The following is a 13,713-nucleotide window of genomic DNA, read 5'->3' as shown; positions in this document are numbered from 1 at the left end:
GCCCAAGCCCGGCGTCGGCGGGCGTACGTACAACCTGTCTACAGGTGCGGCGACCCCTCTCTACAGGTGCGGTCCGAGCAGGCTCAGGTCGGCGGGCGAGAGCCGGTCGGAAGCGGTCGCCGCCTGATGCCAGTACGGGTAGAGCAGCGGCTGGCGGCTGACCTCGTCCAGCCGGGCGCGCTGCTCGGCCGTCAGCTTCAGGTCGGCGGCGGCCAGGTTGTCGGCCAATTGCTCGCTGGTGCGCGCGCCCACCACCAGCGACGTGATCGCGGGCCGCCCCAGCAACCAGGCCAGCGCCACCTGCGCCGCCGACACCCCGTGCTCCCCGGCGATGTCGACCAGCACCTCGACGGTGTCGTACAACTGCTCCTGATCGCGTACGGGAGGCTCGTTCCACTCGGTGAGCTGGCGGCCCTCGGACGGCTGGGCGTCCCGGCGGTAGCGGCCGGACAGCAGGCCGCCGGCCAGCGGGCTCCACACCAGCACGCCGAGGCCCTGGTCGATCGCGGCCGGGATCAGCTCGTACTCGGAGTCGCGGGCCTGGAGGGAGTAGTAGATCTGCTGGCTGACGAAGCGCGGCAGGCCGAGCCTGTCGGCGGCGCCTAGAGCCTTCATGAGCTGCCAGCCGGTGTAGTTGGAGACGCCGACGTACCGGACCTTGCCGGCGGTCACCAGGTGATCGAGCGCCGCCAGGGTCTCCTCGACGGGGGTGCGGCCGTCCCATTCGTGGACCTGGTACAGGTCGATGTGGTCGGTGCCCAGGCGGCGCAGGCTCGCCTCAGCCCCGGTGATGACGTGGTGGCGCGACAGCCCGGCGTCGTTGGGGCCGCCACCCATCGGCATGCGTACCTTGGTGGCCAGCAGCAGGTCGTCACGGCGGCCCTGGATCGCCTTGCCGACGATCTCCTCCGACAGGCCTGTGGAGTACACGTCGGCGGTGTCGATGAGATTGACACCGGCGTCCACGCACATGTCGATCTGCTTGCGCGCCTCCTCCACCCCGGTGTCGCCGACGTAGGCGAACTTGCCCCCGCCGCCGAACGTCATCGTGCCCATGGTGAGCACCGATACCCGCAGCCCCGATCGTCCCAGCTCGCGATATTCCATCCCGTCATCATTCCAATCGGCGAGCGGCACCGCCAGGACGCCCGCCCATGGGAGGTGTCCACGTTCCGTGGCCTGGAGCCCCCATAATGATCACGCGGGCGCCCCAGGCGTACTGAGTGCGGCACGGATGGTCGACGACCTGCGTTTCCACCGTGAGATCGCGGGTGGCAAGGCAGCCGGAGATGCGCTTCGCCGGGCCCAACACTGGTTGCGCGACGAGGCACGGCAAATCGACGCTGCCCTCGCCATGGAGAACGCACTTGACTCTGGCCGAGTTGTCACGGCGGGATGTGACGCGCATGTTCGTCGCGCTGGGACGGCGGCGGAATCCGTACGGTGAGCCGATCAGCGCATCCACGTTGGAGCGGGCCCGGGCGACGCTGCGGGCGGCATTGAACCATGCGGTGCGCGAGGACCTGATCGACGCCAACCCCGGGCAGGGCGTACGGCTGCCGGCGCCGGCGCGAATGCATCCAGTGGTGTGGACGGTTCGGCGGGAGGCGGCCTGGAGGCACGGAGGAGAGCGGCCGCCTGTGGCGGTGTGGACGGTGGAGCAACTGGCTGCCTTCCTGCGTCTCGCACACGAAGACCCGTTGTTCGTGTTGTGGTGGCTGGTCTGCGCTGGGTGGACGTCGACCTGGGGCGGAGTGAGCTCACTGTGGCGCATCAGCTGGTGCACACCGATGATGGGCTGGTCTTGTGTGAGCCGAAGAGTGAGGCCAGTCGGCGGACGGTGGCGCTGGATCCGGAGAGCGTGCGGTTGCTGCGCCGGCATGAGCGTGCGCAGCGTCGGCTGCTGCGGGAGTGCTGGTCTCCAACCAGCCCAATTTCACCCTCGGAAATGGAACGGCGGTGCAGCCGAGCTATCTCACTCACCGCTTCCACAAGCTGGTGGCCGCCAGCGGGCTGCCGCCGGTGCGGCTGCATGACCCGCGTCACGGAGCTGAGACGTTGGCGCTGGCGTCGGGCATCGAGTTGAAGGTGGTGCAGGGCACGCTAGGGCATGCCGGCATCGTGCTGACCGCCGACACCTACGTCTCGGTGCTGCCGCGGCTGTATCACGACAGCGCCCGCGCGACTGCCCGGCTGGTGCTGAAGGCGGTGCGGGCGACAACATGTGGCTCACCGTGACTCACGATCAGATGACGCGACTACGGGTTCGCAGGAAACCGCAGGTCGGTGTGGTGGGGCGGGTGGGACTTGAACCCACGACCCACGGATTATGCGCCGAACTTCGCGCCGACGGCCGCTTTGAGCTCCTGAACGTTCGCGAAGGCCCGCATGGTTCCGAACGCTATTGCGCGGGCGGGACGGCTGCCAGGTTCAGCATGCGCATGCTGTCTTTCCCGCCTTCCCAGTAGGCGACGGTGCTGGGGCCGGAGTTGGAGCCGGGGGCCATCCAACGGCTGCGCTTGCCGATCGAGGCCACCTGGCCGGTGCTGATGTCGTACACGCCGTCGCGCAGATAGGCGAACCGATCGAAGGCCGGGGTCAGCGACAGCGAGGTCGGGTAACCGAAGACGCCTACGTGCCGCGGCCGACCTGCCCGGTACCTTCGAGTGGATAGTGCGGAACCTTCCCACCCTGCACGCCGAGGAGGTGAACGACCTCCTGATCGTCCTCGACGGAACCCTGTTCGCCGAGCACAAGAACGTGAGGTGCGGTGGCAAGGGACTGGCCTTCGCGCCGGGCGCGTACACTCAGTTCAGCCGCCTGCGCGGCCGTGGTCGCTGCGGACGCCGTACCGGCCTCCTGGACAAGTCTTTCAACTGCTCCCAGACCTCATGGCCGTGCTCGAGGTCGGCCATAGGGTTGGCGATCTTGTTGAACGCCGCGACCGGGGTCACCTGCCTGCCACCATTGTCGTCCCATACGGCAACGAGACCGTAGTCTCCCCAGTCGAAGCCCTCAAGCTTCTCAACAGGTATCCGAATGGTCTTGCGGCCATTTATGATCACTACTTCGCCAGGAGCGACGGTGACGCCGACCATGGCATTGCGGACGGCCAAGGCGCCGCCCAGCACAAGTCCCACCGCCATCAGGCCAAGCAACGGCAGACCACTCAGGGTGAGTTTCCACGTGCCCAACACACCCGCACCTGCAGTCATGATCGCGATGGGAGCGACACATGTGACCATCCGCCGTCCTAGACGAGGTCGGAAGGTCACCTGCTGACGTCCCGAGTTTTCGCTCACTCTTGTCTTGTCCTCCCCCATGGGCTTGCGCGCAAGATGTCCGAAACTCCCATCACGCCGGAGCCGTGCCCTCGTCGGCGCGACGCTACGGGATTTGTTGGTCGGAGCCTGTCAAGCGGCACTGTCATCTGGCTTGCACGTCGCTGTCCCTTCGAGGGGCCACGGTGATTCCGGACAGCCGCCTTATGGGCGTAGCCGATGCGGCTGTTTGCGATGAAAGGGACTCGTCGAGTACTTCCAGAGAACGACTCGGCCGCCGCCTTGTCGTAGCATTATCCGGCTAATGACGCCGGTTCTGGGTGTTGGCCGGTTAACGCTTTCAGCTCACCCGAGTAGTAAGTCGGCGGAGTTGCTCTTCGTGGTGCCGGACGCGTGCAGCGACGGCTTCTAGGGCGGTGTGGAGGTTTCGTATTTCCTCGAGGAGGCCGGTGAGGGTGCCGTTGGTGGCGGCGCGGCGGCGGTTTTCCTCGATGACGGCGCGGAGGGTGGCACTGCGGTAGAGGGTGGTGCGGCCTAGCCCGGTGAGGTGGGCGACGGCGATGAAGGTGACGGGTTGGCCGTCGCGGTGGAGCTGGGTGCATGCCTTCTCGACGCGGTGGAGGGTGTCGCTGCTGGTCATCCGGCGTGGGCCTCGCTGATCAGGTGGTCGAGTCGGGTGATGAGTCGGCGGTGTCGTTCGGCTTCGGCGATCCAGCCTCGATTCTCGGCGTCTTGGGCGAGCGCGTCTGCGTCGACACGCTGGGCAGCGAGGATGGGCAGCGAGCTGGGTTCGGTGTGGAAGCTGGGGCAGTGTTCGCAGATGTTGGCGTAGGTGCAGGCGCCTTGGGCGGGTGCGCGTAGGCAGAAGCCGCCGGCCATTCTGGATTTGATCAGTGGGGTGTCCTTCCAGTCCTTGCCGCCGGTGATGTCGGCCAGGGGTAGGTGGACACGGCCGGGGGCCGGGGTGCGGGCTTGTTGTTTGGCCAGGTCGAGGGCGCGTTCGTATTCGGAGCGGACGGTGGTGTCGAACAGTCGTCCATAGCGCAGACTCATCTCGGCGGAGGCGTGTCCGAGCAACGCCGTCAGCGCCTGCAACGAGACCCCGGCGTTCACCAGGGCCGTGGCGTAGGTGTGGCGGAGCTGGTGGGAGGTGATGTGACCGAGTCCGGCTTGCTGAGCGGCGCGGTCGAGTTCGGCGCGGACAGCGCCTTGGCCGAGGCGGCGGCCGTGGTGGGTGAACAGGAACTGCGCCGGACGCCGGTAGCGGGGATGCGGCATGGGTCTGCCGTGCGTTCGGAGCTCGATGGTGCGGTCGATCAGGTCGAGGATCTCTTCATCGAGGGGGACCATGCGTTCGGTGTCCAGCTTCCCGAGGCCGATCTTTAGCCAGCTGCCGTGGCCGGGAACCTCATGGACGCAGTCGAGTTCCAAGTCCAGGAGTTCCCCGATGCGTAGCCCGCAGGCGCGTTGCAACCTTAGGGCGCAGGCGGCCAGCTGGTTGCCGGGACGGTCGCGGAGCTCTTCGGTCAGGCGGCGATCGGCATCGACCGGCAGGTAGCGGGGCAGCACCTGCGGGAGCTTGGGGTTGTCATCACGGAACACCAGCTTGCGGGCGGGCGCCTCGGCCCAGCCCCACTCGGTGATGTCGGTGAGGAAGCCGGTTAGCGCGATCACCCTGCGCGAGCGGTCGGCGACGGTGATGACTTCGCCGTTCTTGGGGTTGACGGCGTCAACCAGGGCGGTGAGGTAGGGCTCGATGTGACGCTGGCGGTCCAGCTTGGCAATCGAGGTGAGTCCGGGATCGATGTGGGTGAGGAAGAGACCGAAGTGTTTGAGCCGGGTGGCGATCGCGGAGACGGTCTTGGGCTGACAGGTGGCGCGCTTGCGTTCCAGGTAGGCGATCATCGTGGTGCGGATCGGTTCTGCCACCTCGGCCAGCCGCTGCTCGAAGGGGACCGGCCCGCCCATCCTCGGCAGCGTGTCGATAGTGCCCAGGTGGAACAGGACCCGCTGGGCGTTGCTGAGCGCGGACAGGTAGTGGCGGTGGTCCTTGCCGGTGCGGGTGCTGCGGGCGACGCAGGCGGCGGCGAACTCTTCCAGGTCGGCCAGGGTGAGCTGCTCAAGGATGTGTCCAGCCTGGATGAGTAGCCGGGCCGGCACCTGAGAGCCGGTGGCCAGACGCACGCGCAAGGAGAAGCCGAGGTCCTCGGCGGCGGTCATGAAGCGCTGCACTCCCGCAGCGATGGGCGAGTCCTTTATCTCTCGCCAGAACGGGGACAGTTTGCGTTCCAGCAGGTAGTCGTAGCCGGGTCGAAGTCCGCGGTGCAGCATGAGGAAGGTGATGATCGGCCGAGTGTGCGCATCAGCCGACAAGCGGATCTCTAGCGGTTCAGCGGCCCAGCACCCGGGGTCGGGCCAACGCTCGAAGAACACTCGCGCGGCCTGCTGATAGGGACGGTTGCCTCGCCCGGTCCGCTGCAGATAGTCCAGGTAATCGGCGTGCAGGCTATTGCTAGTCGCGGATGCGGCTGCGTGCGGCATCGAACTCGGCTTTCACGTGGGCGGGTGCCAGATGGATATAGCGGGCGGTGGTGTCGACGTGCGCGTGACCGAGCAACGCCTGCATCACCGCCAGGTCGACTCCGGCTTCGGCCAGTGCGGTGCCGAAGGTGTGCCGCAGCGCGTGGGGATGACCTGCGGTGATCCCGCTGACGGCTCGGTGATAGCGGAAGATCGTGCGCAGCCCGGCTGCCGTGAGCGGTCGTCCCCGGTGGGGGCCCTTGGCCACCAGGAACAGCCGCTGCTCGGTCGACTCGGGACGCTCGGCCAGCAGATATACCTGGATGACCGAGGCGACGTCGGCGTCCAACGGGACGCGCCGCTGCCGATCACCCTTGCCGATCACGCTCGCCCAGCGGCCACCGATGTCGGCGTCGGCGACGTTCAAGCCGAGCACCTCGGCCGAGCGCAGCCCGCAATACAGCATCAGGCCCGCGATCGCTCGGTCGCGCCAGGTGTGGAAGCTGGCCAGCAACTCGGCCGCCTGGGTCTGGGACAGTGCTTTGGGCAGGCGCCGGGGCTCGCGCAGTCGTAGCGAGGAGCGATTCTTCGGGCGGCGGATCGTGTGCGCGAGCATCCCGGACCGCTCGCCGGCCACTCGCCAGCGCGCCTCGCGTCCTTTCGGGACCGGGTTGATGGACTCCGGTTCGCGCATCGTGACGAACGTGAACAGCCCCGAGATGGCCGCCAGCCGCCGGTTGATCGTCGTGGCGGCGTACTGATCCATCCGACGGCCCGACAAGGTGACCACGTTCGGGCCGCCGCGACGCCCGGGAACCCTGGCCTCGCGACAGGCGTGCAAGAACTTCAGCAGTGTCTCGGTCGTCACCTCGCCCAGCGACACGTCCTCGGTTGCCAGCCAGCGGCAGAACGCCAGCAGGTCATAGCCGTAGGCGCGGACGGTCTTGGGCGAGTAGTTCCGGTCTGCCAGATACGCCAGATACTCATCGACCAGGACGAACTGCCCGGCGCGCGGCCCGGCCAGCATCCAGCTACCCTCACGCGCTTCCAGCCGGAGTCCTTGTTCGATCATGAGAACAGATGTACCCGCGATGACCCCATCCGGCCAGCAGGTAGCAGATCACGGCGTGTCGCTGACCAGGGGAAACATAAGTGTTAGCCGGTTAAGAGGGAGAACCCGGTGCGGCCGACGGAGCGGCGGATCTGCAGGCCGGCCAGGAAACGGCCGAACTCGTCGCTGATGCAGTTCGAGCCGCGGTCGATGCGGAAGACGGCGCCAGGCTGGAGCAGGCCGGTGCCGGCTGCCATCCGGATCGCGTCCTTGACCAGGCTGGTGCGGTAATGATCGGCCATCGCCCAGCCCAGGACCGCCTTGCTGTGGCAGTCGATGACCGTGGCCAGCTAAAGGAAGCCCTCCCACGTGCGGACGTAGGTGATATCGCCGACCAGCTTGGTGCCCGGCCGCTCGGCGGTGAATTCGACGCGGTACTGGCCGATGCCGGAGTACGCGTCGTCACAAGCGGTGTCCGGATACCGCGAATGAACTCCATCGTGGAGCGCTGGATCCAGATCTGCCGACTCGAGCTGCAGGTCCTGACCTTGATCTGGAACGAGCGTCACCTCCTCCACGCGCTGCGCGAGTTCGAGACCTCCTACAACGAACACCGGCCGCACCGTGCTCTTTGGCAGGCAGCTCCGCTTCGATCACTTCCCGATCCCGACACCGGGCCAGCTCGAACCGCACCGCTCGACATCCGCCGACATGATCGACTCGGTGGCGTGCTGAAGGAGTACCGACGTGCCGCCTGACCTGGCCGGATGATTAATCGGCACCCGCAGCCTACCGGCTGTGCTGCGAGATGCCGCACGAGCGAGGAGGCCGCCTCCACCGCGACCCCGTCAGCGGCCGGTGGACGGTCAGTCCCGGTTTCGAGAAACATCCTGCATGTTGGGTGACCTGGATCGGCGCCGCAGCGTTCGCAGCCCACCGCGGTGCCCGCCTGCCGATGCCGGTCGACCTGGTGGCCGGGCTGCTGAGCGAATGGATGAGCGGCCTGGCCGAGCGCAGCCTGCCCTTGAGCGTGCTGGACGGCCGTTTGGTCACCGCGTTCACACGGTCACAAGCCGAGGTTGGACTTGGCGCCCATGTAGGACCCTGCGCCGGGCCATCCGGCCCGCGCCAGCTCGACGAAGCGCGAGGAGAAGCCGATCGTCGACAGGTCGGCCAGCGGCACGAACTGGACGCCGCGGATCGGCGTGGTGTCGGCACCCTCGACGCCGGTCTCCTCCCGCATCTCCCGAGCGAGCGCGTCGGCGAGGCGCTCACCCTCCTCCACCTTCCCGCCGGGCAGCGACCACGAGCGGCCGGTGTCGGTGTCCTGGTCGAGGAGCAAGATCCGATCGTCTTCGACGACGACGCCGGTGACTCTCACTTTCATCACCCGGGGCACGCTATCCCACGAGGTCGCGTCGCCTACCGAGATCAGCCAGGTGGTGGTGGCGGCCGGAGGGCTGGGCACACGGGTGCACCGGTGGGATCGCTACCTGCCGAAGGAGTGGCAGTCGGTGGGCGGTCGACCCGGCATCGTGCATCTTCTGAAGGAGATTGCCGACCTCGGCCCTGCTCATGTCGTCATCGTCTACCACCCCTACTACGAGGCGTTCGTCGCCTGGGCCCGCGAGGTCCTGAGTCTCGACGGGCATCAGCGCTACGTGGGGGCGGCCGGCCTCGCTTTGAGCGATGACCCTCTGCCTCATGAGATGACTGTCGACTGGGTCAGGCAATGCGGCAGTTACGGCGACCTCACCTCCGTTCTCAACGGCGCCGATCGCCTCGCCGGCCCTGAGACGTCGAACTCCGGCGAGCTGTGGCTGGCGTTCGGCGACAACCTGTACCCGGCGTCCAACCCGCTGGCCACACTGCGGCAGTCCGCACCCGGCGTGGCCGTCCTTGCACGTCCGTACCAGCCCAAGCCGGCCCAGGAGCGCGGCGTGATCGCCACCGTGCGCGACGCCGGCGGCGCCCTGATGGTCGAGCTTGTGGAAAAGCCCGACCCGTACGCCGCGCAAGCACTGGAAGAACGGTACGGGCCGGACAACCTGATGATGCTGGAGGGCCGGGCCCGCGTCGACGACACCTTCCTCGACTGCGCGCGCACGAACCTCGCCGCGTCCAGCGGTGAGCCGAGGCTGTCGTTGGCCCTGGCCGCATACGCGCGGACGAGTACTGTCCGCGTGGTGAGCACGACCGGCGAGATCGTGGACCTCGGCACCCCGACGGGTTGAGCGACTAACCCCTTCCTGAGCTGGGCGAACCAATGACTGGAGGTGTGCAGTGGACCAAATTCCCCGGCACACGGACAGGGGGCTGGTGGGGCAGTTCACGAGGCCATTAACCACTGAAGTCGTTGAGTTGTTCTGTCGCAACGTCGGCACGCCGGATTGACCATCTGGCCTCCGGTTGACCTCGAGTCGGCTCTAGGACGAATAATTCCGCCCGAGGCCCGATGCGGATGGGCAGCAGGAGGGGATGTCGCATGAAGTACCGCACGATTGGCAGCGATCCGAAGACTCGCCGTGATGTCAGCGTGCTGAGCCTGGGGGCGATGTTGTTCGGCACCGCCATCGACGAGGCGACGTCGTTCGCCATTCTTGACCGCTTCGTCGAGGCCGGCGGCAATTTCATCGACACCGCCAACAATTACGCCTACTGGGTCAACGGCACTCAGGGAGGCGAGAGCGAATCGCTGCTCGGCCGCTGGCGGCGCAGCCGCAACGTCACCGATGAGATCGTCATCGCCACCAAGCTCGGAGGGCGGCCCAACGCTCCGGCGACCGGCCTCAGCCACGACCTTGAAGGCTTGTCCGCCCAGGTGATCCGGGAATCTTCGGAGCGAAGCAGGGAACGGCTCGGCGTGGACAAGCTGGACCTGCTGTACGCGCACGCGTACCTCGAAGGTTCTGCGGTGCCGCTGGAGGAGACCGTTGAGGCTTTCGCGGATCTGGTTCAGGGAGGCGCTGTGGGTCTTCTCGGGGCGAGCAACCACTGGGCCTGGCGGCTCGAGCGGGCCCGGAACCTGGCGGCCGCGGCAGGTCTGCCCGGCTATGAGGTCATGCAGTATCACCACTCCTATCTGCGTCCGCGCACCGATCTGCCGACGCTGCGGTCCAAGGACGGAAACTTCGGCGTGGTCGACGGGAACCTGCTCAGCTATCTGAGGGCCGAGCCCGGGCTCACGCTGGTCGCCTACTCGCCCCTGCTGGGCGGCGGTTACGTACGTGAGGACAAGCCGCTCGATGCCGCGTTCGACCACCCCGGCACGACTCGGCGGCTGGCGGCACTGCGGGAAGTGGCACAGGAGACAGGCGCGACCGTCAACCAGGTGGTGCTCGCCTGGCTTATCGGCGGTGAGATTCCGATGATCCCGTTGGTCGGCGCTTCCTCAGTCGAGCAGTTGGAGGAGAGCCTGGCCGCGGTGGGCCTGGAGTTGACGGCGGACCAGCAGGCGAAACTCGACGCCGAGTACTGAAGACGACTTTGATGGAGACTCTGGACTGCCGGTTACGACCAACGAGGCTGATCGAGACATCCGTAATGTCCAAGTTCCGGATCTGGTGGGGCGCCTCAACGAGTCGCGACTGCGTCCGGCAGCGACTCCATGCTCCTCGAGCGAAGCCAGGATGCCAGAGGCCGGGCCGAGGTGATCCGTGAGTAAGACCTCGACGCGGGACGAAACTCGTCCCGCTCAAGCACGGCAAGAGGTAACCGCACCCACGGTAGGCCCTTCTCTCGCGAGGCGGACTAACGCTGAGTGATCGAGAGATGGGAGAGTCCTGCCGCGGATACGGGGCAGGACTGATGCGTCGGATCGGAGCGCGAACAAGCCTGGGCGTAAAGCGGAGGAACAGCGTGACAAGCGGCTGAAACCGACGCCGTCCGCAAGGACGTACCGTCCGCCATCACCACCTGCTGAAACCATGAAGCCCGGCAGACCTGCTGGCTCGCCAGCAGGCGCCCTCGAGGACAGGCGTGTCTGGGCGGCCGCCGGGTTGGATCCGGCCGATACCGGCCTGCTTGAGGACCTGGTCTTTCCCACTCTCGCGCACCGATCAGTGATGATTCAGGTGGGGTGATATGACGGGTGGTTCGGGGCCCTGGATGTTGGCCATCGCGGAGCTCGCCAGCGACTTGGAACCGCAACCGGGCTGCCGCCACCGAGCACCTTGCTCCGCTGTGACGCCAGCACTGAGCCTGCAGTGAAACCGCAGGCCGGCGATCCACCCGATGTGTCTCGCGTGCTACGGCGCCCCGCAGAGCGCTGATGGCGAGGCAGAGTCAAGGCATGACCGGCACGCGGCGGAGTCAGGTGGACGAGACACTCGCCATGATCGCCCGGCGACGTCACCGGCCGTCTGGTTGCTCCATGACTCCGCTGGTGCTGGAGGCGGGGCGGGTGAGGCGGACCATGGCGCGGTACAGCGCGGTGGGTGCAGGCGCCTGCTCCAGCGGCGGCAGGTCGGCGCCGGGGGCGGCGTAGGCGCGCAGCATCTGGCCGACCAGGCGGCGCCAGGCGCCGGGGGCGGCGTCTTGGGTGGCGGCGACGACACCGGCGTTGGCCATCAGCAGGATGACGAGGTCTTCTGAGGTGAAGTCGGCGCGCAGGTGGCCGGTGGCCTGGGCGCGGGCGATGAGTTCGAGGAACCCGTTGTAGGCCTCGGCGCGGCGGGCTTCCAGGGCTTTGGCGGTGGGGAAGGTCATGGCCAGCACGTCGGCGAAGCCGCGGTCGGCGGCCTGCATGGCGCACACCGTGTGGATGTAGCCGGTGAAGCCGCGCCAGGGGTCGGGGTCGGCGAGGGCGTGGGCGACGGCGGCGGCGTAGGCGTCCATGCGGTCGGCGAAGACGGCGTTGATGAGTTCTTCGGGGGTGGCGAAGCGGCGCGACAGGGTGGCCTTGCCGACGCCGGCTTCGCGGGCGATGCAGGCCATGGAGACGCCGATCCCGTGGCTGGCGTACAGGCGGCGGGCGGCGGCCAGGATGCGCTCGCGGTTGCGTTCGGCGTCGGCGCGCAGCCCCGGTTCGGGCTGCCGGTCCAGGGTCGAGTTGGGGTCTGCGGTGGAGGTCATGGTCCCATCCTAGCCAACTGGAACGGGCTGCCCAGTTTCATTGCTAGGCTGTCGCCATGGAACTGGGCACCCCGTTCCACTTTTCGAGAGGTGTACAACATGCGTGCTGTGACTCTGGACTCCGTCCCCGCGACTCCCGCCGTGACCGAGGTCGACGCTCCCCGTCCTGAGGCCGGTGAGCTGCTGGTGAAGGTGACCGTCTCCTCGATCAACGGCTTCGATGCCGCCACCGTGGCCGGCTACCTGCAAGGGGTGATGGATCACCGCTTCCCGCTGGTGATCGGGAAGGACTTCGCGGGCGCCGTCGAGGCTCTGGGCGAGGGTGTGGACGGTTTCGAGGTCGGCCAGCCGGTTTTCGGGGTGGTGATGAAGCCGTTCCTGGGCACGGGCTCGCTGGCCGAGTACGTCACCGTGTCCGCCGGCTACGGCGTGGCCCCCATCCCGGAGGGCCTGGGCGTTCGGGAGGCGGGCGCGCTGGGACTGGCCGGCACCGCGGCGCTGGACAGCCTCAACGCCGTCGCCCCGGCCGACGGCGAGACCGTGCTGATCTCCGGCGCCACCGGCGGAGTGGGCGCGCTGGCCGTACAGCTCGCCGCCGCCCGCGGCGCCCGCGTCATCGCCACCGCCCGCCCCGGCGCCGAGGCCGACTTCGTCACCGGCCTCACCGACGCCAAACTCGACCTCGTCGACTACACCGGCGACCTGCCGGCACAGGTCCGCGCGCTTGCCCCGGCAGGTGTGGACGCCGTACTGCACCTGGCGGGCGACGGCGCCGGGCTCGCGAGCCTGCTGCGGCCGGGCGGCCGCCTCGCCTCCACCCTCGGCCTGACTGCCGACGCCGTCGAGACTTCCGGCGTCACCGTCCACACGATCATGGCCGACACCAATCCCCAGACCCTGACCGCCCTGGCCGCCCAGGTCGCCTCGGGCGCGCTGCGGGTCCCGGTCACCGCCACCTTCCCGCTGGAGCAGGCCCCGGAGGCGTTCGCCGCCTTCGGCGCCGGTGCGCTCGGCAAGCTCGCCGTCACCTGCTCCTGAACCCCCGCCTACGAAAGAGATCTGATCATGCCCACCATCGCCATCGTCGGCGCCGGCCCCGGCATGGGCCTGGCCATCGCCCGCACCTTCGGCAGCCGCGGCTTCGACGTCGCCCTGATCTCCCGTACCAAAGAGAAGCTGGAAGCCCTGATCGGCCGGCTCGGTCAGGAGGGCATCACCGCCGCCGCGTTCCCCGCCGACGTGCTGGACCGCCCCTCCCTGTCGGCCGCCCTCGACGCGGCAGCCGAGCGGTTCGGCGGCATCGACGTGCTGGAGTACTCTCCGGCGCCGCACTCGCCGGTCCCCGGCCTCACGATGGCCGTGCCTTCCGAGGTGACGGTGGACAACCTGCAGCCGCAGATCGAGTACAACCTCTACGGCGCCGTGGCCGCCGCCGGCGCGGTGCTGCCCGCGATGCGCGCGGCCGGGGCGGGCACGCTGCTGTTCACCACCGGTGGCGGCTCGGTGCACCCGATCCCCATGCTCGGCAACGTCAACGCCGCCGCCGCGGCTCTGCGCAACTGGGTGCTCAACCTGCACAACGAGCTGGCCGGCAGCGGCTTGCACGCCGCGCACGTGGCGATCAACACCTGGATCGGTGAGGGCGGCCCCGAGGGCTTCCCTACGGCCACGCCCGAGCAGATCGCCCCGCTGTACTGGGACCTGCACGAGCGCCGCGACCAGCCCGAGGTCGTCTTCAACGGCTGACAGGCCGCTCGCGGCAAGCACTGCCAAGCCGGAGGACCCGTC

General features: G+C 68.1%; 15 protein-coding genes. 6 read left to right on the top strand and 9 right to left on the bottom strand.

The window, feature by feature from the left end; genetic code table 11:
* Window positions 1–60 precede the first annotated feature (60 nt).
* Complete coding sequence (locus ACIHFD_RS36425; protein ID WP_397370845.1) at window positions 61–1,107, bottom strand: aldo/keto reductase; 1,047 nt, start codon at window positions 1,105–1,107, stop codon at window positions 61–63.
* Between the two features lie 804 nt (window positions 1,108–1,911).
* Here ACIHFD_RS36425 and ACIHFD_RS36420 point away from each other — a divergent pair.
* Complete coding sequence (locus tag ACIHFD_RS36420) at window positions 1,912–2,238, top strand: hypothetical protein (protein ID WP_397370844.1); 327 nt, start codon at window positions 1,912–1,914, stop codon at window positions 2,236–2,238.
* A 163-nt stretch (window positions 2,239–2,401) separates the two neighbouring features.
* Here the strand turns inward: ACIHFD_RS36420 and ACIHFD_RS36415 are convergent, their stop codons facing one another.
* The 6 genes from ACIHFD_RS36415 to ACIHFD_RS36390 all read right to left on the bottom strand — a co-directional run bounded on the left by ACIHFD_RS36415 (window position 2,402) and on the right by ACIHFD_RS36390 (window position 7,154).
* On the bottom strand, window positions 2,402–2,560 hold the full coding sequence (locus ACIHFD_RS36415; protein ID WP_397370843.1) for a hypothetical protein: 159 nt from the start codon (window positions 2,558–2,560) through the stop codon (window positions 2,402–2,404).
* Between the two features lie 247 nt (window positions 2,561–2,807).
* On the bottom strand, window positions 2,808–3,215 hold the full coding sequence (locus ACIHFD_RS36410) for a hypothetical protein (protein WP_397370842.1): 408 nt from the start codon (window positions 3,213–3,215) through the stop codon (window positions 2,808–2,810).
* Window positions 3,216–3,621: 406 nt separating this feature from the next.
* The gene (locus ACIHFD_RS36405; protein ID WP_397370841.1) at window positions 3,622–3,921 is read right to left on the bottom strand and encodes a hypothetical protein; all 300 of its coding nucleotides are present in this window, start codon (window positions 3,919–3,921) and stop codon (window positions 3,622–3,624) included.
* Window positions 3,918–5,822, bottom strand: a complete 1,905-nt coding sequence (locus ACIHFD_RS36400) for a tyrosine-type recombinase/integrase (RefSeq protein WP_397370840.1) — start codon at window positions 5,820–5,822, stop codon at window positions 3,918–3,920. The genes ACIHFD_RS36405 and ACIHFD_RS36400 overlap by 4 nt, the downstream gene beginning before the upstream one ends.
* Window positions 5,794–6,873 carry a tyrosine-type recombinase/integrase gene (locus ACIHFD_RS36395; protein WP_397370839.1) on the bottom strand — a complete coding sequence of 360 codons (1,080 nt, stop codon included), beginning with the start codon at window positions 6,871–6,873 and terminating at the stop codon, window positions 5,794–5,796. Before ACIHFD_RS36395 ends, ACIHFD_RS36400 begins: the two co-directional genes overlap by 29 nt.
* Window positions 6,874–6,956: 83 nt before the next feature.
* Window positions 6,957–7,154, bottom strand: coding sequence for a hypothetical protein (locus ACIHFD_RS36390; RefSeq protein WP_397370838.1), 198 nt, complete (start codon window positions 7,152–7,154; stop codon window positions 6,957–6,959).
* Between the two features lie 24 nt (window positions 7,155–7,178).
* On the opposite strand from ACIHFD_RS36390, the gene ACIHFD_RS36385 reads away from it, so the two are divergent.
* The gene (locus ACIHFD_RS36385) at window positions 7,179–7,610 is read left to right on the top strand and encodes an integrase core domain-containing protein (protein WP_397370837.1); all 432 of its coding nucleotides are present in this window, start codon (window positions 7,179–7,181) and stop codon (window positions 7,608–7,610) included.
* Window positions 7,611–7,918: 308 nt separating this feature from the next.
* Here ACIHFD_RS36385 and ACIHFD_RS36380 read toward each other — a convergent pair whose 3' ends face one another.
* Window positions 7,919–8,239: an NUDIX domain-containing protein gene (locus tag ACIHFD_RS36380; protein ID WP_397370878.1), complete on the bottom strand. Its 321-nt coding sequence runs from the start codon at window positions 8,237–8,239 to the stop codon at window positions 7,919–7,921.
* 52 nt (window positions 8,240–8,291) lie between these two features.
* Here ACIHFD_RS36380 and ACIHFD_RS36375 point away from each other — a divergent pair, with 52 nt between their 5' ends.
* Window positions 8,292–9,086: a transcriptional regulator gene (locus ACIHFD_RS36375; RefSeq protein WP_397370836.1), complete on the top strand. Its 795-nt coding sequence runs from the start codon at window positions 8,292–8,294 to the stop codon at window positions 9,084–9,086.
* 251 nt (window positions 9,087–9,337) lie between these two features.
* Entirely contained in the window at window positions 9,338–10,330 is a 993-nt protein-coding gene (locus ACIHFD_RS36370) for an aldo/keto reductase (protein ID WP_397370835.1), read from the top strand.
* Between the two features lie 872 nt (window positions 10,331–11,202).
* Here ACIHFD_RS36370 and ACIHFD_RS36365 read toward each other — a convergent pair.
* On the bottom strand, window positions 11,203–11,925 hold the full coding sequence (locus ACIHFD_RS36365; protein ID WP_397370834.1) for a TetR/AcrR family transcriptional regulator: 723 nt from the start codon (window positions 11,923–11,925) through the stop codon (window positions 11,203–11,205).
* Window positions 11,926–12,024: 99 nt separating this feature from the next.
* On the opposite strand from ACIHFD_RS36365, the gene ACIHFD_RS36360 reads away from it, so the two are divergent.
* Both ACIHFD_RS36360 and ACIHFD_RS36355 read left to right on the top strand, forming a co-directional pair.
* Window positions 12,025–12,963: an NADP-dependent oxidoreductase gene (locus ACIHFD_RS36360; RefSeq protein WP_397370832.1), complete on the top strand. Its 939-nt coding sequence runs from the start codon at window positions 12,025–12,027 to the stop codon at window positions 12,961–12,963.
* A gap of 27 nt (window positions 12,964–12,990) precedes the next feature.
* Window positions 12,991–13,671 carry an SDR family NAD(P)-dependent oxidoreductase gene (locus tag ACIHFD_RS36355; RefSeq protein ID WP_397370831.1) on the top strand — a complete coding sequence of 227 codons (681 nt, stop codon included), beginning with the start codon at window positions 12,991–12,993 and terminating at the stop codon, window positions 13,669–13,671.
* The last annotated feature ends 42 nt before the right edge of the window (window positions 13,672–13,713 follow it).

It is taken from the genome of Nonomuraea sp. NPDC051941, from assembly GCF_044593615.1.
Note: the sequence above shows the minus strand (reverse complement) of the source record. Positions and strands in the feature narration are given on the sequence as shown.